Here is a 20,098-nt window from a genome sequence, read left to right on the forward strand (position 1 = left end):
TTATCTCTTTCGACGTAAACAGCTTCTTCGACATCTCAAATCCACTCCCGATATGATTTAGTTCAGTGTACACAAAAACCCTGAGCAATAGACTTTTTTTAGTGTCTATTACTCAGGGTACAGTTTACACGCGCCGATCGATTTTTTTATTTGACTTCGACTGTCTCCATGACGTGTTCATGAATGTCGTGTCCTTTCGTCACATGGACTTGGACGTTGTACGTACCGGTCTCCGGGAACGTATGCTCACCCTCATAGCTTCCGTTTTCCGTTTCCTCAAGCTTCACCCAATCGTGCTTATCCGCACCGTCTTTGAATACTTCAAGTTGAACGTCCGCACCTGTCAGTACCTCATGGTCAATTTCAACGTTGACTGTGAACGGGCTCGCTTCATTCGCCGTCACTTGCTTTGGATCGAGCGTGATATCGGCCCCGGCGTGTTGGTGATGGTCTGTTTCAGCCTCGGCTTCGGCTTCTGTTTTTGGATGACCGACCGTCACCTTCGCTGTCGGCATCGTATGCATCGCCCGCGCCGTCACGTGGACTTGGACCGTATAGACCGCTTCATCCGCAAACGTTGCTTCTGTCTCATAGACCCCGTCTTCTGTGAGCGAAGCTTTCATCATCTCACTCTCTTCTTTGGCGCCGTTCTTCCACACTTCGAACTTGATCTCGTCCGCATCATCGACCCCTGTACCGTCTTGCGTGACGCGAACCGATAACGTGACCGCTTCATCTATTTCCGCTGTCGCCGGTACGTTCAATTCTGCTTCGACAGGTTCCATCGACTGCACCGTCTCCGTCGCATTGTCCGCCTCTTCTGTCCCGCATGCCCCAAGGACGAACAAACCGATTATTCCTGTTGCCATCCCGATTCGTTTCACTGTTTGTTTCATTATGAATCCCCCCTAGTTAATCGCTTACACGTTTCACACATTGTTCATGATATCATCCTTTTCCAGGAATTGTGTGAGGATTTTGTGATATTTACCACGTCACCTGCTCATAAATTGAACACAAAATTTGAGAGTCATTATCCAAAAATTCCTTTGCCTATTTTTAGGATTATCACGTGTTCATCACCAAAACGGGGTATATAAAATATATACACAGCTCAATATATGGAAAGCCTTGACACCAAGATACATACACCAAGAATGGAGGCGAAAGGAAAAATGAAGAGCAAATTTGTACGGTTATTGATGGCCTTGTTGATCATGCTGGCACCGTTAGTCACCTATCCAAAATCAGCTGATGCCGCTGCTTCGAAGTTCATAACGAGCGTGAACACGACGAGTAAAGTCGTGGCACTTACTTTCGATGACGGAGCGGATGGTGCGAATACGAACAAGATTTTGGACATACTTGCCAAGAACAACGTCAAAGCCACTTTCTTTTTGACTGGAACCGGCGCCAACCACCATCCTCAATACATTAAAAACATCGCAGCTAAAGGTCACCAAGTAGGTAACCACTCGTACAGCCATCCAGACTTCACCAAGTTGACCGCCACTCAAATGAAGACCGAACTCGATCGTACCGAAGCAATCGTTAAATCACTGACCGGTAAAACGACAAAACCGATTTTCCGGGCTCCGTTTGGCGCCGTGAACAGCGCCGTCTTGAGCGGTGTCGGTGCTGCCGGCTACGGATATACGATCCAATGGAACATCGACACGATTGACTGGAAAGGACTCACTGCTAGCCAAATCAATACGAAAGTTCAAACGAACATCAAACCAGGATCGATCGTCCTCATGCACACCGGTGCTGGTGCGCCAGGCACACCGCTCGCCTTGCCGACGATGATTTCGCAACTGAAAGCAAAAGGCTACAAATTCGTCACCATTTCCCAGCTCCTTGCTTACCAATCGACCGCTAAAACGTATACTGTCAAATCAGGCGACACGCTCTATAGCATCGCCCGGACTTACGGCGTCACCGTGGCCGCGCTCGCTGCCGCTAACAAGATTACGAACTACAACTTGATTTACGTCGGGCAAAACTTAATCATCCCAGGTACGACTGCACCAACGACCGTAAAGTATACCGTCAAGCCGGGCGACACGCTCTATAAGATTGCAACGACGTATAATACAACCGTCGCCAAGATTGCTGCCGCCAACAACATCACGAACATTAACTTGATTAGCGTCGGGCAAGTGCTCACGATTCCAAAATAACCGTCTTCAATTTGAAACTTTATTTCGAAAGAATCGACTTACAAAAACAGCCGCATAAAAAAGATGTCCATCGGCCTCGATGGACATCTTTTTTATGCACCGAGACACTCATCGACCATGGCGACCGCAACATGCGGGTCGTTGACACCGTGGACGAGGACCCGACCATCTTTGAATAAGAGCATCCGGTGACCTCGCCACCGCCATTCTAACGTGAATGGCGTCTTTTTCATTGTGATGTCAGCGCGCTCAAGTTGGTTCGCGATTGGCTCAAGTCCTTCGATGGACCGACGAACTTGAACAACGTCACGTCCGCATAGAAGAGCCGTCTGTTGCCGGTTCGAGACGAGACTCGGATACTCGTTCTGTTGGCACGACGGACACGCCGCGTCGACAAGCCGTTCGACATCGAGTCGTTGCGACTGATTTTCCCATAAGTCCTCAATCAAAAGTCGACGTTCCAATTTCTCATGTCGCCTCGTCAAATATTTCAACGCCTCGACAGCTTGCCGGCTCGCGACGTGTTGAACGATCGGCGCCACGACTCCTACTGTCGCACACGTCTGTCCTGCGAGCGGCAAGTGGCGCATGAGACAGCGGAGACAAGGTGCCTCACCCGGCAATACGGTATAGTTCATGCCATACGCCCCGACGCAAGAAGCGAACAAGAACGGAATGCCTCGCTCGAGCGCGAAATCGTTCAACAACAGACGTGTCTCGACGTTGTCCGTCGCGTCCAAGACGAGGTCGACGTGAGGCAAGGGACGAAGCCAGTCCCACGAGACGTCGGCGATGTGCGCGTCGATTTCAACGTCTCCATTGATTGCTCGCAACCGCTCAAGCGCAGCGATTGCTTTTGGCGTCTCCGCTGTCGCGTCTCGTTCCGTATACAACGTTTGCCGTTGCAGGTTCGTCACTTCCACATAATCCCGGTCGACGATGACGAGTGAGACACCGGCCCGAACGAGCTGATCGGTCACAGCCGCACCGAGCGCGCCGAGACCGACGACAAGTATGCGCTTTGTCATCAGTTCCGCTTGCCCGTCCGCCCCGATTCCATGAAAACGAGCTTGCCGTGCATAACGTTCAGACGGGTGTGTCATCGGATATAGTCTCCTGACTTCCCGCCGTGCTTCTCGAGCAAGTAGGTCGGTCCAATGACGATGCCTTTATCGACGGCTTTCGTCATATCGTAAACGGTCAACGCCGCAATCGTCGCGGCCGTCAATGCTTCCATCTCGACACCGGTATCACCTTTTGTTTTGACGAATGATTCGATGATGAGATCGGTGCCGTCCCATTCAAACGTCAAATCAATTTTCTTCAAGGCGAGCGGATGACACATCGGGATGATCCGGCTCGTCTCTTTGGCGGCCATGATTCCGGCTACTTGCGCCACAGCGAGGACGTCACCTTTCTCAAGCCCGCCGTTTGTGATGAGCTGTTTGAGCGAACTGCTCAATTCGACCGATGTCCGGGCGCGAGCAGTTCGCGTCGTTTCTTCTTTTCCTGATACGTCGACCATCCACGCTCGTCCCTGTCCATTCATATGCGTCAATTCCATCGTGTCACCCTCCACTCACCATCGGGATCACAGCGACCGTGTCGCCGGCCTCGACCACATACTCGTCAGTCTCATAGCGTTCGTTGACCGCGAACATGAGATGCTCTGCACCCGACACGCCCCTGTCCGACAATCCTTTGCGCAGGGCAGCGATTGTTTGCGGAGCGGGAACTGCATAAGATCGAACTGACAATTCTTCTGCCACGTGGGCAAAACATAATACTGTAATCATTTAAGCGTCACTCCTTCCGGGCGTCCGGGCTGCTGTTCTTTTTGATCTCCGATCCATTTCGTGCCATCCGTCCAGTGCTCCCGTTTCCAAATCGGGACAATTTCCTTGATTCGTTCGATTGCGTACCGATTCGCCTCGTAAGCGTCGGCGCGGTGGGCCGAGCTTGTCGCAATCACGACCGCTTCTTCCAAAATATCGAGCCGGCCAATTCGGTGATGAATCGCAGTTAAAGCGCCAGGCCAACGCTCATCGACTTCTTTCGCGATTTGTTCGAGCATTTTCTCGGCCATCGGCACGTAGGATTCGTACTCGAGCAGTTCGGTCTGTTTCGTTCCGGTCATCTCCCTTACCGTTCCGATAAACAAGACGACCGCCCCGACATTTCGGTGCAGGACCGCTTCGTAGAGTGCCATCGGCTCGAGGGGACGTTCATTCACTTGATACCAGTTCATATGCCATCCACCCTTCCACCGAATTCATCAAGCGATTCCGGTCTTTCACGGAATCACCGATTGCAATCACATTCGTCAAGTTGACCGGTTGTTCAAAACCTTCTCGAACGAGTACCACTTTCGGATAGTTTTTCTGCTTGTAGCCTTCAATGAGCAGCACATCGACGTGCGCTTCATACCAATTCACGAGTAATTCAAACGTGTCGACGGCTTTCCACTCGATGAACGTCCCGTTCTCACTGATCACACTCGATAACACGGCTCCGGCTAGGGCGTGGCGATGCGAGTCAGTCATTGGCAGGTCGAGCGCCCCTCCATGTCCGTGGTGTTTGATCACCCCGACACGGAGCCCCGTCGCCGACAACCGTTCTGTCAGCTCGGAAACGAACGATGTCTTTCCGCTATTTTGATAGCCGACCACTTGCAAGATCGTCAAAGTTGATCGATGATTCGACATCGTACCATGTCCCCTTTCTGAAATCCCCTCGTCCCACCCGGTAGATGGATCAACGCGTTACATGACGCGAGCGAGGAGACGATACCCGACTTATCTTTTCCGCTCGGATGAACGACCGCGCGTCCGGTCGAATCAATCGTCACATGGGCACGTACGAACCGGTCGAACGGATTCGGTTTCGAAAAATCAACACCGAGTTCCGCCTGTACGACCGTACGCTCGGCTTGTCCATAGAGCGTCTTCATATATGTCCCGACAAACAATTCCGTACCGACAAAACAAGCGGACGGATTCCCGGATAGCCCGAACAACAATCGGCCTTCGACGTTCGCGACCGTCGTGACTGACCCCGGGCGCATCCCAACTTTGTTGAACAATACAGACGCCCCGAGTGCTTCGTAAACGTCCGGTAAGTAGTCAAAATCTCCGACTGACACTCCACCCGTCGTGACGATGGCGTCACTCGTGTGTAGCGCTTCTTCGATCGCATGTTTCGTCGCGGGAAACGTATCGGGAAGAATCCCCCCATATACCGCTCTCCCGCCGAGCGCCTCGATCTGAGCAAGAATCATATAGGCGTTGGAATTGTAAATTTGACCCTCAGCTTTTCTCTCCCCTGGTTCGGCGAGTTCATCCCCTGTCGCGAACACGGTAATCCACGGTTTTATGAACACCTCGACCCGCTCGTAGCCGAACGTCGCGAGCAAGGCAATGATGCCGGGGTTGATACGGGTGCCACGATTCACGATATGAGCACCGGTCGCCACGTCTTCCCCACGATAGGAGATGTTTTTATCTCGGACAGGACGTTTGAACGTTACTCGTTGTTCATCCGCCTGAACGATTTCGAGCATGACGACCGCGTCTGCCCCGTCTGGGATTTTAGCACCCGTCATGATGCGGATGGCGTGACCGTCTAACAGCGGTGGACCGACGTGCCCCGCTCCTTGAACGTATTGAACGGACAAGGTCACCGGCTCATCGCGGCTCGCTGACATCAAGTCGACAGCTCGGACCGCAAAACCATCATACGGCGATTTATCAAAGGCTGGGACGTCATGCGTCGCGATGAGGTCCGTCGCGAGAATACGTCCATTCGCCTCATGCAATAGGACTGTCTCTATTGCGGGCTCACCCGTCGCTTCTCGGACGCGTGATACCGCTTCATCGATTGCGAGCGGTTTGCGAAACAACGTCGATCCCTTCTCCATCAGTCCACTTCCTTCCGTAGCACCGCCGTATAATCGCTCGGTGTGTTCACATTTTTAAACCAATCCCGTTCATCAAACGTGACGATCGTCGCGGCTGCCACATGAGGCATGACCGCCCGCTCGCCTCGTCTTAACGCGTCTTCAAATCGTGGTAACATCGACCGTGGATACAAGGCGATGAGCGGATGCAGTCTGTCGTCCGCAACAGCGACAACCGGGCGACCATCTCGTTCTAAGGCGAGCCGCTCATATACTTCTGAAGGAAGAAGTGGCGTGTCACACGCACAGACGGCATACCAGTCGTCAGGCTTTTGACGCATCACGGTGACGATGCCGGCGAGCGGTCCCATGCCTCGCCATTCGAAAGTATCTTCAAGCTGATAATCGTCGGTCACCATGCCAGCTGGTACGACGCTCCATTGTGCTGTCGTCGTCGAGACGAGCGTCTGCCTGGCTCGTTCTTCAAACGAGGCGCCTTGATAACGGGCCTGCCATTTCGGAGATCCGAACCGGCGCGACCGGCCCCCTGCCAAGACGATTCCAATCATCGCGTCGCTTCCCAGACGATGTGCGAAAGTTCAGGTAAAATCAATCGTGTCATCGCCAAATCGACGGCTCCGCGTGAACCTGGCATCGAGAAAATGATGGTATTTCCAATGCGTCCAGCCAAGGCCCGTGACAACATCGCAGCCGGACCGATGTCTTCCGTGAAGCTGACATGACGGAACAACTCACCAAAGCCGACCATTTCGCGGTCGAGCAGCGGCCGGATCGTTTCAATCGTGACGTCACGTTTTGTAATGCCCGTACCGCCGGTCGTCAAGATGACGTCCATGTTTTCGTCGACCATTCGTTTGACGGCCGCTTCGATTTCTGTCGCATCGTCCTTTGTGATCTCACGATATGTGACCGTGTGCGCGTTCTCTTTTAATAACGTGCAAATATGTTCGCCAGACACGTCCGTATCGAGCGTGCGTGTATCTGAAATCGTTAAAATGGCTGCCTTTACGCTCTTCATGTTTTGATGTGCGTGATTGTGTGCTTGCATGTCTCTATCCTCCGATATAACTCATTTCAATACGATTGCGTGTCCGATTCCCTGTCCGTGTTCGCTCTTCTGAATAACGGTCGTCGCGTACTTCCCACACCATCTTCAGTGTCATGGCGATGAGATCATCGCTCGCCCCGCTGCGGAGCAGTTCACGAATATCAGTCCCGTCTTCAGCGAAAAGACACGTATACCATTTACCGTCACTCGACAGGCGGCCTCGCGTACACGTCCCGCAGAACGGTTGACTGACCGATGAGATGAAACCGACTTGCGCCCCATCGGTGTAACGGTAACGTTGTGCGACTTCTCCTAGTGATTCAGGTGCAAGTGGTTCGAGTAATCCATTTCGTTGTTTCAACACCTCGAGAATCGATTTAGAAGAAACGACATGCTCGACGTTCCACTCGTTCGCCGTGCCGACGTCCATGAATTCGATGTATCGGAGTGTGATGTTTCGCTCTTTGAAATAAGCGGCCATCGGCGCGACTTCGTGATCGTTCCATCCTTTTCGGACGACCATATTCACTTTCACTTCAAGACCTTGCCGTTTCGCCTCATCAATGCCACGGAGGACTGCCTCCGGTGACGTGCCCCGACCGTTCATCATCCCGAACGTCTCGGGCGACAAGGCATCAAGACTGACGTTAACCCGGTCGAGCCCGGCTTGTTTCAATACTTTAGCCATTCGCTCCAAGTAGACGCCGTTCGTCGTCAAACCGATCGTCTCGATTGTCGTGACGGTGCGGAGGCGGCGAATCAACTCATCAAGATTTGGCCTGAGCAGCGGTTCGCCCCCAGTCAAACGAATTTTTCTCACACCATGTGGCGCAACGATGCGAACGAACCGCTCGATTTCGTCAAACGACAACAGCTCATCTCGTTTTAAGAATTGATGGTGGCGGAACGCCTCTTCCGGCATACAATAGCGGCAACGAAAGTTACATTTATCAATGACCGAGATGCGTAAATCTTCTAACGGTCGTCTCCGTCGATCAGTCCATGGTGTCATCAGGATTCATCCTCTCTGTCAATCAACGACAGAAGGGACTATCAAAGTCCCTTCCTCGGTTGTCAGCGAATCGGTTTTTCAGCCCCGCTTCGCAAGTAGTAGTAAATCGTGGTCGCGATCGAAATCGCATAAAGTCCGAGCATGACGAACAGCGCACCGTTGAATGAGCCGACGAGTTCAAGCGACCAACCGAACATCTTCGGAATGAAGAACGCTCCATATGCCGCGAACGCTGCCGAGAACCCGACAACGGCTGGTGTTTTCGTCGCCACGAACACGTGTGGGATCATCGCGAACGTCGCACCTGAGTTGAGGCCTGTCGCAATGAACAAGACGACGAACGACAAGAAGAACATCGTCAAGTTGTTGTTCGTGATGGCCATGATGACCGATATCGTCCCGAGCGCCATGATACCGAACACGACGAGCGTCACCTTGGCCGCTCCGACCTTATCGCTAATCCAGCCTCCAAACGGGCGCGAAGATGCGCCGAGGAACGCTCCTAGAAACGCAAGCGCCATCAAATCCGATTCAGGGAATTTCAACTTTAAAATCATCGGGAATGCTGCCGCATAGCCGATGAACGAGCCGAATGCAGCGGTATAGAGCAACGTTTGAATCCAGAAATGCTTTTCTTTGAATACACTCGCCTGATCACGGAGCGACTGGCGTGCGGTCGGTAAATTATCCATAAACCAATACGCACAGAGAGCCAACACAATCGTCGGGACGACCCAGAGGAGCGCGGCGTTTTGTAGCCAAATCTGTTGACCGGTCTCCGTCACAAGCGCGTTCCCGCCGATGAACCCGAAAATACTTGTCGTAATGACGAGCGGAGTGATCAATTGAACGAGCGAGACACCCAAGTTTCCGATACCTCCGTTAATGCCAAGCGCCGTTCCTTTTTTCGCTTTCGGATAAAACGCACCGATGTTAGCGTTTGAAGAAGAGAAATTCCCACCCCCGAGGCCACAGAGGGCGGCTAAAATCATGAATACCCAATAAGGTGTGTTCACGTTCTGGACAGCGTAAGCGATGCCGAGAAGCGGCAACAATAGCACCGACGTCGAGAAGATCGTCCAGTTCCTTCCGCCGAATATACTGTTCGCAAACGTATAGAAAAAGCGCAACGTCGCCCCGACGAGTCCAGGTAGTGCGGCCAGTGTGAACAACTGACCTTGTGTAAAGCTAAACCCGATTGAATTCAATTGAACGGCCGCGACCGACCACATCTGCCAGACGATAAACGCGAGTGTCAATGCCGGAACGGAGACGAGCAAGTTCCGATTGGCCACTTGTTTTCCCGTCCCTTCCCAAAACCCTGCATCCTCTGGCGTCCACTCGGCGAGCGCGTGTGATCCTTTGTCTAATTGTTGCATTGTCTATTCCTCCTCTTAACGGTTCAATTCGTACCCTAATCCCATCCTATCGACCCCCCTATAAAAAAAGTGTGCCTTCTTTCACACTTATTTCGCATTTTGATAGTTTTAATTGCCCTGTCATCAATCTGTGACAATATCTTCTTCTTTTTATTTCTGTGACATTGAACACAGAAAATCCCTCCCCAATTCCTTACGATAAGGAATAGAGGAGGGATGAAGATGTCACATTTGATTCAAATTCAATGCACACCAGAGGTTCGACTGGCACTGCAACCATATTTCTATAGTCAAGACGGTGCCCACGTGTTTCGTGTCTTCGGCACGTCGATTGCCGAAGCTACGTTTACAGAGGACGGGATCGAGCTGACGTTTCCACTCGAAAGCCCGATGGAAGAGCTAGAGGCGCTTCACAACTTGCTCGTTCGAATCGATACCCACCACGACGTAACGATTGAGGATTCAAAAGCTGTCATTGGCTATTTAAGAGACGGGACGACGGTAACCGTCTACCGCCAGTTCAAACGCTGGCTAGACTTTTTAGCAGCCGCCCGTGTCCGTTCGATGGAAGGCGTCGTCGTTGAGGTCCGCGCAAACGGCGTCAAACTTGCCGAAGGTGTACTCCGGTCTTACGAACTGGTTGAAGACGGTGCGTTTTATGTATCGGCCTGCACAATCGAGGCCGACGGATTAGAACATTTCGAAGGCGAGCTAGCGCTTGCCGCCGTCATGTGATCAATCGATGACACAGACCGAGACGGGACAGTCTTCACAATGGTTGAGTAGCTTTAACCGTGCTAGGTCATGGATGATGATTTGACGAGACGGCAACGAGATGACGCCGTCTTGCGCGAGCTCGTTCAACATACGGTTCACGCGTTCACGCGACGTACCGCAATAGTTGGCGAGCTCTTGGTTTTTGAGTTTCAAATCGATGAGAATTCCATCTTCCACTTCAACCCCATAACTGTTCGCCATCCGAATGAGCGTCGAGTAGAGCGCTCCCTTTTTCCCGTTCAATACTAAGTCTCGGAATTTTGTATGTTGTTTCCGCATATGTTCATTGATCATAATCATGAACTCGCGAACAAACTCAGGATTTGACGATAAAATCATCGTTTCAATCCGGTCAATTTTGACGGCATAAATCTCGCTATCCTCTAACGCTTTCGCGTTGAATAAATATCTTGGTTCGATCGCGAATAGCGTCAATTCTCCGCAACAAGCCTCCGCACTCAAACAACGTAACGTCAACTCTTTCCCGTTCTCGGTCAATTTCGAGATTTGGATCAGCCCGCTTTTTACAATATAAAATTCAGACGCATCCTCCTGCTCCCGAAACAAGAAACCATTTTTTGGAACATGGATGATCCGATGGGCCAATTTTTTCGTTTCATCGAGCACCATCGTTTTACTAGAGTGAGTCATTTCCACCGACCTTCCTAAAAAAAAACTGTGCAATTTAGAAGCTTGACTTCATTTTAAACACAAATACCTTTGAAACGCAATCAACATTTGGAAGCGCTTCAAAGGGCAGGTTATTATTTATTACTATATTCAATTTTCTTCCAATATCGATATAACAATATAATCAAGCCGACATTTATAATGGCGATGCTCATGAATAGACGCATCGAGGCGTGGTCATACACCATATAGCTTTCGATTGTATATTGAAATAGAACCATATTCGTTGCCAATAAAATGACAAGACCGATTAAACTCCATACTTTAGGCCCCATGATGAATCTCTCTTCCGACCGCAAAGATCTTCCCGTTCTCGATCTCAAGCAAGATTTTAGGAAGTTCTCGCTGAGGGGGCCCTGACTGCGGTTGACCGTCGACGCTAAAATAACCGCGGTGGCATGGACATAAGAGTACGTCTTCTTCTTCCACATAGAACACCGGACACTGTAAATGCGTACATTTATTATTATAGGCGACAAATTCGCCGGTCTTCAAATGGACGAGAAGTGACGGTTCCGTGCCTGGATATTCGAATTCAAGCGATTTTCCCTGTTCGAGCGCCTCGACCGTCGTGATGAACTGACGGTCGGTTCTCGGCTCGCTGCGGACGAAAGTTGCGATATTGAACGGGATTGTCGCGAGACCGAGCGCGATGCCGGCACCGAACGTCGACTTGATGAACGCGCGGCGATTCAATTTCACATCGTCAGCTCGGCTCAAGTTATCAACGAGTCCGGATAATCGTTCCCGGTCTTTTGGTTCTTTTGACATAAGTCATCTTCCTTTCTTCCTCAGTCGGAATAGACGCCAAAGAATTCAGGGACGTAATTCCACTTATCGTCTTGGGATGGTTTTTTCCCTTCAATCATGTTCATTTGCACGCGCTGGCGGCGCAATTGCATCATCTCGTCATGATCGATGAAGCGAATCGCATCCGACGGACAAACAGACGCACACATCGGCGCGATATCATGTTTTGAGCGGTCATAGCACATGTCACACTTGTACATCTTGTTCTTCTCAAAATCGAACTTCGGAATCCCGAACGGGCAGGCGAACGTACAGTTGCGGCAGCCGATACATTTTTCTTCCGAAGCGGACAACACGACGCCTTCTGGCGTGATTTGAATCGCATTGGCCGGGCAGACCTGGGCACAGGCCGGATTTTTACATTGCATGCAGATCATCGGGAACGTCTGACGGCTCTCCGAGAAATCGATGTAGTCAACGTAGTTCCGCTCGAGCCCATCGTGGTCCCCGCATTCCCGACAAGCAGCTTGACAGGCCCGACAGCCGATACAGCGTTCAAATTCTAAATACATGACCTTATTCATTTTGTAGGAACCTCCTCATCCATGATGTGACAGCTCGTCGCAATCGCATGGTCCGCCATGAACGGCACGCTCGAACCGAGTGGAACCGTCAACGGGTTAACGTGCAGCGGGGTGTTAGCCGGCAATTTTTTCATTTTAACCGCACATACTTTGAATTCGGGCATGCGCGACATCGGGTCAAGGCACGGATTCGTCAATTGGTTGATCGCGAGCTCTTTGCCCCAGTGGTAAGGGACGAAGACCGTGTCTTTTCGAATCGCTTTTGTTAAACGTGCTTCGACGATCATGGAGCCGCGGCGTGTCTTCAATTCGACTTTGTCGCCCGTTTGAAGACCATAGCTTGATGCGAGCTCAGGATGAATCTCAACGAACGGCAGTTTTGACATCGTGCTCAAGAAATCGATGCGTCGTGTCTGGTTCCCCGTAAGGTAGTGGAAGACGACCCGACCTGTCGTGAGCGTGACCGGATATTCTTCATTCGCGTATTCTCCCGCCGGACGATACGTGACGACCGGTAGATTCGCCTTCCCGTTCGCCGTCCCAAAGCGTTCTTTGAACATCGTCGGTGTACCAGGATGATCTTCGGACGGACACGGCCAAAACACACCGTATTCGTTGTCGATCCGATCCCACGTGATACCGGAATAATCAGCCGGTCCGCCTTTCGTGGCGATCCGGAACTCTTCCCAAATCTCAAGCGGCGTTTCGTACGGGAAGTATTGTCCACGGCCCATTCGTTCAGCGATTCGTTTCATGATTTCCCAATCTGGGAGCGACTCTCCGAGCGGCTCACGGACTTTTCGAATCCGAATCACTCGTCCTTCTAAATTCGTTGTCGTCCCTTCATCTTCCGCCCAAGAACAAGCAGGCAACACGACGTCCGCGAACTCACAAGATTCAGACATGAAGAAGTCACTGACGACGAAGAAGTCAAGCTTGTTGAAACTGTCCCAGACGTATGGAAGGTTCGGTGCCGACACGGCCGGGTTCGAGCACATGAGATGCATCGCTCGGATCGTCCCAGCTTGAATTTCATCAAACATCTCGAACGCGGAAACGCCTGGTTTCGGCATTTCGGAAGGATCGATGCCCCAAACCCCGCTCACATATTCGACCGCTTTCGGGTCGGTGAGTTTGCGGTATCCTGGCAACAAGTCGGCTTTTTGTCCGTGCTCGCGCCCACCTTGTCCGTTGCCTTGTCCGGTCATCGTCGCAACGCCAGAGGCGAATTTCCCGATCATGCCACGCAGAAGTGCCATCGATGTGTAGAGCGATACGTTGTCGACCCCTTTTGACTGTTGCTCGACACCACGAGCGAACAACATGACTGATCGTGGGCTCTTCCCATAAATATGACCAGCTTTTTCAATTTTTTCGATCGCGACCCCAGTCACTTCGCTCGTTCGTTCGAGCGACCAGTCCCGGACGGACGCCTTCAACTCTTCGTAGTTATCGCAGCGTTCGTCTACGTAAGCTTGATCGACGTAGTCGTGTTCGACGAGGAAGTTGAGCAACCCCATCGCGAGCGCCGCATCCGTTCCCGGTTTCAAATCGAGGTGGACGTCGGCCACGCGTGCCATCGGAATCTCGCGTGGGTCGGCCACGATGATCTTGGCCCCTTTATCTTTTGCTTTCCAAATATGTTGCGTCGTCGTCGGATGACATTCGGCGATGTTCGAACCGGCGACGAAGAACGTGTCGACGTGCTCAAACTCGGTCCACGGCAGCGTCGCCCCGCGGTCGATCCCGAGCGTCTTCAAAAATCCGCCGGCAGCCGACGACATACAGAAACGTCCGTTATAGTCGATGAACCGTGTCCCGAGCGCTACGCGAGCATACTTTCCGACGAGGTAACACTTTTCGTTCGTCATCGAGACACCACCGAAGACGGAAACCGCATCTTTTCCATGCTCCCGTTGGATCCGTTTGAAGTTCTCTTCAATCACGTCGAGCGCTTCTTCCCATGTCGCTTGTTCGAACTTTCCGTTCCGTTTGATGAGCGGTGTCAAAATGCGGTCTGGGTGCTCGATCGTCTGATAGGCAGTGACCCCTTTCGGACAAAGCTTTCCTTTGTTGACCGGAAAATCATAGCGGGGTTCAACCCCTTTGACGGCCCCAGTCTTCTCATCGACGCGAATGTGCATGCCGCACTGCATCCCGCAGTAGCAACAATGGGTCGTAATCAATTTCTCGCCCGGTTTGATTAAATTTTGTACTTCTGGCGACGTTAAAAAGTCACTCATCGTCTTCCCCTCCATAGAACGTTTCCGCTCTTCGTTTTGAAAATCCACTGACGTGATAGCCGTTGATCGTTTGAAGCGGATAATGCATTCCGTCACTTCCAGACCGCCCTAACGCCGAATCGAGACGGGCCCGACGACGACAGGAATGACAGAGATCTTGGACCGTGTGTGCTTCGTCTACTTTCACGAGTTGGTCCGACCCTTCGAGCAATTGTTTCACTTGTTCGATCTCTTCATGCGTACCCATCGGTTCTCCGCATTTAACGCACAGGTGTCTCATCTTTCGTCTCCTTTGGGCGCCCGAATCCCGGCATCGACATGCCCGTGTTCGTATCGACCGGGTGTGTCGGCAACTGACCGTTCATTAAATTCAACTGCATCTTCACGCGCATCGAACGGCGACACGGTTGGCAATAGTCAGACAGCTGTGTCCCATCTTGCAAGCCGAGCTGGATTGTCTGCGCTTGTAGGATGGCCTGGACGTCCTCGACTTGATTGTCCGTCGCATAGCGTGTGCCACATCCGACACAGACGCGTGTCTCGTCCGCTTCGACTTCCCGATAGTTCATCGGTACACTAGCAGCCATCGGGCGGACCGGTAAGTGAAACAGCTTGCCGAACGGGAAGTAACATAAAAAGATGATGACCGTCAATTGATGGAACAAGGCGAGCTCATGATGGATAAATCCACCGAAGAACACGTACGAAACAGTTAATAACAAACCCGATACAGTGACGATGAGCAACATGAGGAGCGGCAAAATATCAAACTCGAACCGCTGTGTCACTTTTACGTCTTGATCGTTGATGCGGCGATAAAGCGCCATGAGCACCCCGACTAAAAGCATGAGCGCGGTGATGTTCAAGCCGTTATAGACCATCTCGGCGAACAGCCCGTGAGCAGCCATCTTGATCGTCGGAATATTAAAGACGACGATTTGATACGTCTCGATGTCGATCAAATCAAAACGCATCCATTGAAACGTCAAACCGAACGTGATGGCGAACGATCCGAGGCATCCCCAAGCGATTAACATATGCTGGGTCCAGCGGTACCATCCACGCTCCCAAATAAATTTCTGCAAGACGATGTTGTTGACCGTCGTCGCTGCGATCGCTTTACTGGCACGCTTCTTTTCTGATTTCATCTGTTTGAGACTTCGCTTCAACACTTGCGAGGTGGCCGGCCGGGCAAAGAATAGCGTCAACCGGACGACCATCCCAATCATACAGATGACGGCGGCAATGTAATAACCAAACAACGCCATATCCACATGCTCAAATCCTGACGAGGCAACCCACGTCGAGAGCACCAAGACGGTAAATCCTACGAACGACCACTTCGCGGCGGTCGAATAAAAATGACGATCAGTCATATGTGTTCCCCCTTCTCTTTCCGAACGACTTCATAGTTTCATCATAAAGATGACATCTAGACTTAACTGTTACTTTTTTCACAGATAAGCGATTCGAGACGTGACAGAATAATGAACGAAGGAGGCGCACGCTATGAAATCTTCTATTAAAATATTTTTGTTTCTGACCATCACGGCCATGCTCGTCGTCTTTTCCATCGGTTTCGTCTTCGCCAACCGGGCGACGACCGAACCGGACGTCGAAGGCTATGTGATCGAAGTGAATGAATCTGACCGCACCGCCCTCATCATCAGCGGCATCAGTGCGGAAGAGGCAAAACTGACCGCTGATGCGTTGTTCGCACGAGCCGAACCTGAAAACGTGAGCTGGTTCAAATTTCAAGTGAAGGCAACGTTCGAACAGATCGAGGTCGGCGATCACGTTCACCTTTGGAAAAAGACCGGTCCGAGCATTCTCAACACTCCGAACCGATCTTATGTGAAAAAAGTCGACGTGCTCGACTAATATTGACGCTTTCCGTAACGTTCGCTCAGCCACAAGACTAAAAACGCCAGGCCGACCAACCATCCGCTCCAAATGAGCGCTTGGGTCATGTCCCCGTTTAACGTGGCCATATAAATTGCCGTGGCGAGCGTCATCGTCTCGCCCGGAATATTCCCAGCAATCATCATCGTGATACCAAATTCCCCGATCGAACGGGCAAATCCGAGGACGAATCCGCTCGTCAAAGCAGGTAAGAGGAGCGGAATCGTGACATACGCGAATAGTTGACGTTCCGTTCCACCGAGCACGCGACCGGCCTCGTACCATTCCGCATCCAACTGTTTTAACCCGAGCCGAATCGTCTGGTAGACGAGCGGGAAAGCCGCCAAGGCGGAGGCGATGATGTTCGCTTGTTTCGTGAACAAGATGGTAACCGGCAACAGTCCACCGATCCCGTTGTTGCCAAGAACGATCAACGCGTATAAACCAATCACGGTCGGCGGCAAGATGAGCGGCAATAAAAATAGCGTCTCGAGCAACCATTTCCCTTTAAACTGGCGATGGTGCATGAGATAGGCGGCCCCGAACGCGAGGACGAAGGCAAGCATCGTCGCGATAAACCCGACTTCGAAAGTAAGTTGCAGTGGGGACTGCGTCATTTAGAAAACCCCTTTGCCAAAAAAATCGCTTGAATATCGTCATCGAATAAACGCTCATATACGTCACGCACATATGGACCATGCGTCAAACGGACAGCCGGATAGGAGATGATGCCGGTCGCTTCAAGCGAGACGGCTTGAATCGCTGCGACACCTTCCGTCAACTCTGTTTTATACACGAATCCCCCATTCGCATCCCCTTGCTCGACGAGCGTAAGCACTTGTCTCACGTTTTGGACAAAGATAATCCGAGATTTCACCTGTCCCCATACTTCCGCTTCATCCAACGCCATTTTCGCATAACGGCCTGCCGGGACGTTCACCGGGTCTCCAATGACGATTCGGGCGCACAACTCCAATTCCCGCCACTCACCCGTGCAACTTTTTCCCTTTGGAGTCACAAACCACAACTCGTTTTTCAAGAACGCATCCCGGTCTAACACGGGCACCTGCAACTTGTCGACATCCTCCTCACTAGCGGCTAAAAAGATGTCAGCCGGAGACCCGTGATTGATTTGGGATCTCAAGGCGCCACTCCCGTTCGTGACGACGCGGATGTCGACGTCGCCGAGTTCGGCCTCAAGTTGTCGTTCCACTTGCTCTAGAACTGGTCCTAAACTCGCCGCCGCTAAAATCGTCACGGTCTCGTCATGGGCGCCAGAAGGACTTGACCAGATTTGACTCAATAGCAGGACGACCGCTACCCCGACGATGACTCCACTCACCCGCTTCATAATTGATCACTCCTTTGCTTCTCCTTTATCGTAGCGATTGACTCGCGTTCCTTCTGTATCAAATGTCACAAAAATACACCTCCACGTGATGGAGGTGTAAATTGTATCTGTCAGACAAGCGTACGTGCACGCGGGAACAAAATATTGTTCTCAAGGTGAATGTGTTCGAACGTATCTGATTCGAGTGCCTCTAGACGTTGGTAGACGAGTCGATACGTCCCACACGCACCTTCAGGCGGCGTATAGTCGTTCGTAATGTGACGAAGTTCTTTCAAAATGTCACCGGCCGCTGCATGTTCCGACTCGAGCGCTTCTAAAATGGTCATAATCTCACGTTCCGTCTCAGCCGTCGGTGCCGACTCATGTCGAAGCAACATCGGGAAGTCTTCCATCTCTTCTTTGACGATATGCTGTTCAAGCTCCATTTTCAATTGATTGAACAACTGATGGATGCGCCCAAGGTGTGGATGGTTTTGTCCATGCACGCGGAATACTTTCGTCACATACGGTGTGAGCTGTGGCAATTCATCCGTCAAAAATTGGTGATGCTTATAAATAATATGCTCAATCAATTCCGAAGACGAAGCTGCATCCCAATCGATGCTCGTTTCGTTCATCTCCTGTTTGCGTCGATAGAGCGCGTTGACTTCTTCTAAAATATCTTCCGTCGATCGTTTCGACTTGTCCGTCGCTTCAGCGAGCGGTCGATTGCCGCCGCAACAAAAATCGATTCGATTCCGTTTAAAAATGTCTGCTGCTTGCGGGCATTGCTTGACGATTTCAGATACGTGCGTGTCGCTCGTGAATGTTTGTGTCATCTGTCATAACCTCCATGTTCGTTTTGACATGTTCAGCGTAGCAAGCGTTCAACTTTAAAAATGTGAAATACGTCACATTTAAGCAACTAAAATCGCCTCGTTCCATATTTAGACACACAAAAAAAAGCCCCTTTTTCAAGGGGCGTTCATCAATGTGATGGCGTTTCAAACTGTTCCGCCTCGGTCGATCCAGCGAGCGCGGTCGTCGACGACTGTCCGCTCGAGATGACGAGTGAGACTTCATCGAAGTAGCCGGTGCCGACTTCACGCTGATGGCGCGTCGCCGTGTAGCCGTGTTGTTCGGCCGCAAATTCGGCTTGTTGTAACTCAGAATATGCTGCCATCCCACGATCTTTATAGCCGCGGGCGAGCTCGAACATGCCGAAGTTGAGCGAATGGAACCCGGCGAGTGTGACGAATTGGAACTTGTAGCCCATCGCCCCGATCTCTTGTTGGAACGTCGCGATCTCGTCGTCAGATAACTTCTTCTTCCAGTTGAACGAAGGCGAACAGTTGTAGGCGAGCAATTTTCCAGGATACTTCGCATGGATTGCGTCCGCGAACTGGCGTGCTTCTTGCAAGTCCGGTTCCGACGTCTCGCACCAGACGAGATCGGCGTAAGGAGCATAGGCGAGACCTCGGGCGATCGCCTGCTCGATGCCGGCCTCGGTCCGGTAGAAGCCTTCCGGCGTCCGGTCGCCGACGATGAACGGATGGTCAATCGGGTCGATGTCACTTGTGATCAAGTTGGCCGCATGCGCGTCCGTCCGGGCGACGATGATCGTCGATACGCCCATGACGTCTGCTGCTAGGCGCGCCGCGATCAAGTTTTTCACAGCCGTCTGCGTCGGGAGCAATACTTTACCGCCGAGGTGACCACACTTTTTCTCCGAAGACAGCTGGTCCTCTAAGTGGACACCGGCCGCACCTGCCTCGATCATCGCTTTCGTCAGCTCGAAGACGTTGAGCACACCGCCGAACCCAGCTTCCATATCGGCGACGATTGGCGCGAACCAGTGCGTATCCCCTTTCCCTTCCGCCGTTTGAATCTGATCGGCCCGTTGCAGCGCCTGATTGATTCGCTTGACGACGCTCGGTACCGAGTTGGCCGGGTACAGGCTTTGGTCCGGATACATATGCCCTGATAAGTTCGCATCAGCAGCGACTTGCCAGCCGCTTAAGTAGATGGCCTCAAGCCCCGCCTTCACTTGTTGGATCGCCTGATTTCCGGTGAGCGCCCCGAGCGCGTGGACGTAATCGCGTTCGTGGAGCAGGTCCCACAGACGTTCCGACCCTTTCGTCGCGAGCGTATGTTCGATCAAGACCGATCCACGAAGCTTCATGACGTCGTCGACTCCGTACGGACGCTCGACCCCGTCAAACCGTTCCGACTGAAAAACCTTCTCGAGTTGCATGCGTTGTTCATTCATTGTTGTTCCTCCTGT

The 20,098-nt window shown here is 51.8% G+C and carries 24 protein-coding genes; 3 read left to right on the top strand and 21 right to left on the bottom strand.

The genetic code is table 11. The features are described from left to right. Nucleotides 1–146: 146 nt before the first annotated feature. Nucleotides 147–896 (bottom strand): FixH family protein, encoded by a 750-nt coding sequence (locus tag EVJ24_RS10155; protein WP_131441217.1) that lies wholly within the window; start codon nt 894–896, stop codon nt 147–149. 279 nt (nt 897–1,175) lie between these two features. Between EVJ24_RS10155 and EVJ24_RS10160 the strand changes: the two genes are divergently transcribed. Further along, nucleotides 1,176–2,183, top strand: a complete 1,008-nt coding sequence (locus tag EVJ24_RS10160; RefSeq protein WP_131441218.1) for a polysaccharide deacetylase family protein — start codon at nt 1,176–1,178, stop codon at nt 2,181–2,183. Nucleotides 2,184–2,275: 92 nt separating this feature from the next. Here the strand turns inward: EVJ24_RS10160 and EVJ24_RS10165 are convergent, their stop codons facing one another. The 10 genes from EVJ24_RS10165 to EVJ24_RS10210 form a co-directional block, all read right to left on the bottom strand. After that, complete coding sequence (locus EVJ24_RS10165; RefSeq protein WP_131441219.1) at nt 2,276–3,286, bottom strand: ThiF family adenylyltransferase; 1,011 nt, start codon at nt 3,284–3,286, stop codon at nt 2,276–2,278. Beyond that, complete coding sequence (moaC, locus tag EVJ24_RS10170; protein ID WP_131441220.1) at nt 3,283–3,747, bottom strand: cyclic pyranopterin monophosphate synthase MoaC; 465 nt, start codon at nt 3,745–3,747, stop codon at nt 3,283–3,285. Before moaC ends, EVJ24_RS10165 begins: the two co-directional genes overlap by 4 nt. Before the next feature lie 4 nt (nt 3,748–3,751). Next, nucleotides 3,752–3,979, bottom strand: coding sequence for a MoaD/ThiS family protein (locus EVJ24_RS10175; RefSeq protein ID WP_131441221.1), 228 nt, complete (start codon nt 3,977–3,979; stop codon nt 3,752–3,754). Next, nucleotides 3,976–4,431, bottom strand: coding sequence for a molybdenum cofactor biosynthesis protein MoaE (locus EVJ24_RS10180; RefSeq protein WP_131441222.1), 456 nt, complete (start codon nt 4,429–4,431; stop codon nt 3,976–3,978). Before EVJ24_RS10180 ends, EVJ24_RS10175 begins: the two co-directional genes overlap by 4 nt. Further along, nucleotides 4,409–4,888 carry a molybdopterin-guanine dinucleotide biosynthesis protein B gene (mobB, locus tag EVJ24_RS10185; protein ID WP_131441223.1) on the bottom strand — a complete coding sequence of 160 codons (480 nt, stop codon included), beginning with the start codon at nt 4,886–4,888 and terminating at the stop codon, nt 4,409–4,411. The genes EVJ24_RS10180 and mobB overlap by 23 nt, the downstream gene beginning before the upstream one ends. Continuing rightward, a complete protein-coding gene (locus EVJ24_RS10190) occupies nt 4,864–6,099 on the bottom strand; it encodes a molybdopterin molybdotransferase MoeA (RefSeq protein ID WP_131441224.1) in 1,236 nt (411 codons plus the stop codon). Before EVJ24_RS10190 ends, mobB begins: the two co-directional genes overlap by 25 nt. Beyond that, a complete protein-coding gene (locus tag EVJ24_RS10195) occupies nt 6,099–6,647 on the bottom strand; it encodes a molybdenum cofactor guanylyltransferase (RefSeq protein WP_131441225.1) in 549 nt (182 codons plus the stop codon). Before EVJ24_RS10195 ends, EVJ24_RS10190 begins: the two co-directional genes overlap by 1 nt. Further along, complete coding sequence (locus EVJ24_RS10200) at nt 6,644–7,147, bottom strand: MogA/MoaB family molybdenum cofactor biosynthesis protein (protein WP_070328105.1); 504 nt, start codon at nt 7,145–7,147, stop codon at nt 6,644–6,646. Before EVJ24_RS10200 ends, EVJ24_RS10195 begins: the two co-directional genes overlap by 4 nt. Nucleotides 7,148–7,151: 4 nt before the next feature. Next, nucleotides 7,152–8,159, bottom strand: coding sequence for a GTP 3',8-cyclase MoaA (gene moaA / locus EVJ24_RS10205; RefSeq protein ID WP_131441226.1), 1,008 nt, complete (start codon nt 8,157–8,159; stop codon nt 7,152–7,154). Between the two features lie 62 nt (nt 8,160–8,221). Continuing rightward, on the bottom strand, nt 8,222–9,538 hold the full coding sequence (locus EVJ24_RS10210) for an MFS transporter (RefSeq protein ID WP_131441227.1): 1,317 nt from the start codon (nt 9,536–9,538) through the stop codon (nt 8,222–8,224). 222 nt (nt 9,539–9,760) lie between these two features. Between EVJ24_RS10210 and EVJ24_RS10215 the strand changes: the two genes are divergently transcribed. Beyond that, complete coding sequence (locus tag EVJ24_RS10215) at nt 9,761–10,273, top strand: hypothetical protein (protein ID WP_236633528.1); 513 nt, start codon at nt 9,761–9,763, stop codon at nt 10,271–10,273. Here EVJ24_RS10215 and EVJ24_RS10220 read toward each other — a convergent pair whose 3' ends face one another. From EVJ24_RS10220 to EVJ24_RS10250, 6 genes are all read right to left on the bottom strand, one after another. After that, nucleotides 10,274–10,966, bottom strand: coding sequence for a Crp/Fnr family transcriptional regulator (locus EVJ24_RS10220; protein WP_070328101.1), 693 nt, complete (start codon nt 10,964–10,966; stop codon nt 10,274–10,276). It lies immediately after the preceding gene. Between the two features lie 303 nt (nt 10,967–11,269). Continuing rightward, entirely contained in the window at nt 11,270–11,776 is a 507-nt protein-coding gene (locus tag EVJ24_RS10230) for a QcrA and Rieske domain-containing protein (protein ID WP_070328099.1), read from the bottom strand. Between the two features lie 20 nt (nt 11,777–11,796). Next, the gene (locus tag EVJ24_RS10235) at nt 11,797–12,339 is read right to left on the bottom strand and encodes a 4Fe-4S dicluster domain-containing protein (protein ID WP_070328098.1); all 543 of its coding nucleotides are present in this window, start codon (nt 12,337–12,339) and stop codon (nt 11,797–11,799) included. Further along, the gene (locus EVJ24_RS10240) at nt 12,336–14,582 is read right to left on the bottom strand and encodes a molybdopterin oxidoreductase family protein (protein ID WP_070328097.1); all 2,247 of its coding nucleotides are present in this window, start codon (nt 14,580–14,582) and stop codon (nt 12,336–12,338) included. Before EVJ24_RS10240 ends, EVJ24_RS10235 begins: the two co-directional genes overlap by 4 nt. Further along, the gene (locus tag EVJ24_RS10245; protein WP_131441229.1) at nt 14,575–14,829 is read right to left on the bottom strand and encodes a hypothetical protein; all 255 of its coding nucleotides are present in this window, start codon (nt 14,827–14,829) and stop codon (nt 14,575–14,577) included. The genes EVJ24_RS10240 and EVJ24_RS10245 overlap by 8 nt, the downstream gene beginning before the upstream one ends. A 13-nt stretch (nt 14,830–14,842) precedes the next feature. Then, nucleotides 14,843–15,958, bottom strand: coding sequence for an MFS transporter (locus EVJ24_RS10250; RefSeq protein WP_131441230.1), 1,116 nt, complete (start codon nt 15,956–15,958; stop codon nt 14,843–14,845). A gap of 133 nt (nt 15,959–16,091) precedes the next feature. On the opposite strand from EVJ24_RS10250, the gene EVJ24_RS10255 reads away from it, so the two are divergent. After that, the gene (locus EVJ24_RS10255) at nt 16,092–16,463 is read left to right on the top strand and encodes a DUF3221 domain-containing protein (protein WP_131441231.1); all 372 of its coding nucleotides are present in this window, start codon (nt 16,092–16,094) and stop codon (nt 16,461–16,463) included. Here the strand turns inward: EVJ24_RS10255 and modB are convergent. From modB to aceA, 4 genes are all read right to left on the bottom strand, one after another. After that, nucleotides 16,460–17,101, bottom strand: coding sequence for a molybdate ABC transporter permease subunit (gene modB, locus EVJ24_RS10260; protein ID WP_131441232.1), 642 nt, complete (start codon nt 17,099–17,101; stop codon nt 16,460–16,462). The two genes, EVJ24_RS10255 and modB, sit on opposite strands and share 4 nt — an antisense overlap. Then, complete coding sequence (gene modA, locus EVJ24_RS10265) at nt 17,098–17,835, bottom strand: molybdate ABC transporter substrate-binding protein (protein WP_131441233.1); 738 nt, start codon at nt 17,833–17,835, stop codon at nt 17,098–17,100. The genes modB and modA overlap by 4 nt, the downstream gene beginning before the upstream one ends. Before the next feature lie 110 nt (nt 17,836–17,945). Beyond that, nucleotides 17,946–18,653 carry an iron-sulfur cluster repair di-iron protein gene (gene ric, locus EVJ24_RS10270; protein WP_131441234.1) on the bottom strand — a complete coding sequence of 236 codons (708 nt, stop codon included), beginning with the start codon at nt 18,651–18,653 and terminating at the stop codon, nt 17,946–17,948. A 149-nt stretch (nt 18,654–18,802) separates the two neighbouring features. Then, complete coding sequence (gene aceA, locus EVJ24_RS10275; RefSeq protein ID WP_131441235.1) at nt 18,803–20,083, bottom strand: isocitrate lyase; 1,281 nt, start codon at nt 20,081–20,083, stop codon at nt 18,803–18,805. Nucleotides 20,084–20,098: the final 15 nt, after the last annotated feature.

The organism is Exiguobacterium sp. SH1S21, assembly GCF_004337175.1.
GTDB classification, from domain to species: domain Bacteria; phylum Bacillota; class Bacilli; order Exiguobacteriales; family Exiguobacteriaceae; genus Exiguobacterium; species Exiguobacterium aurantiacum_A.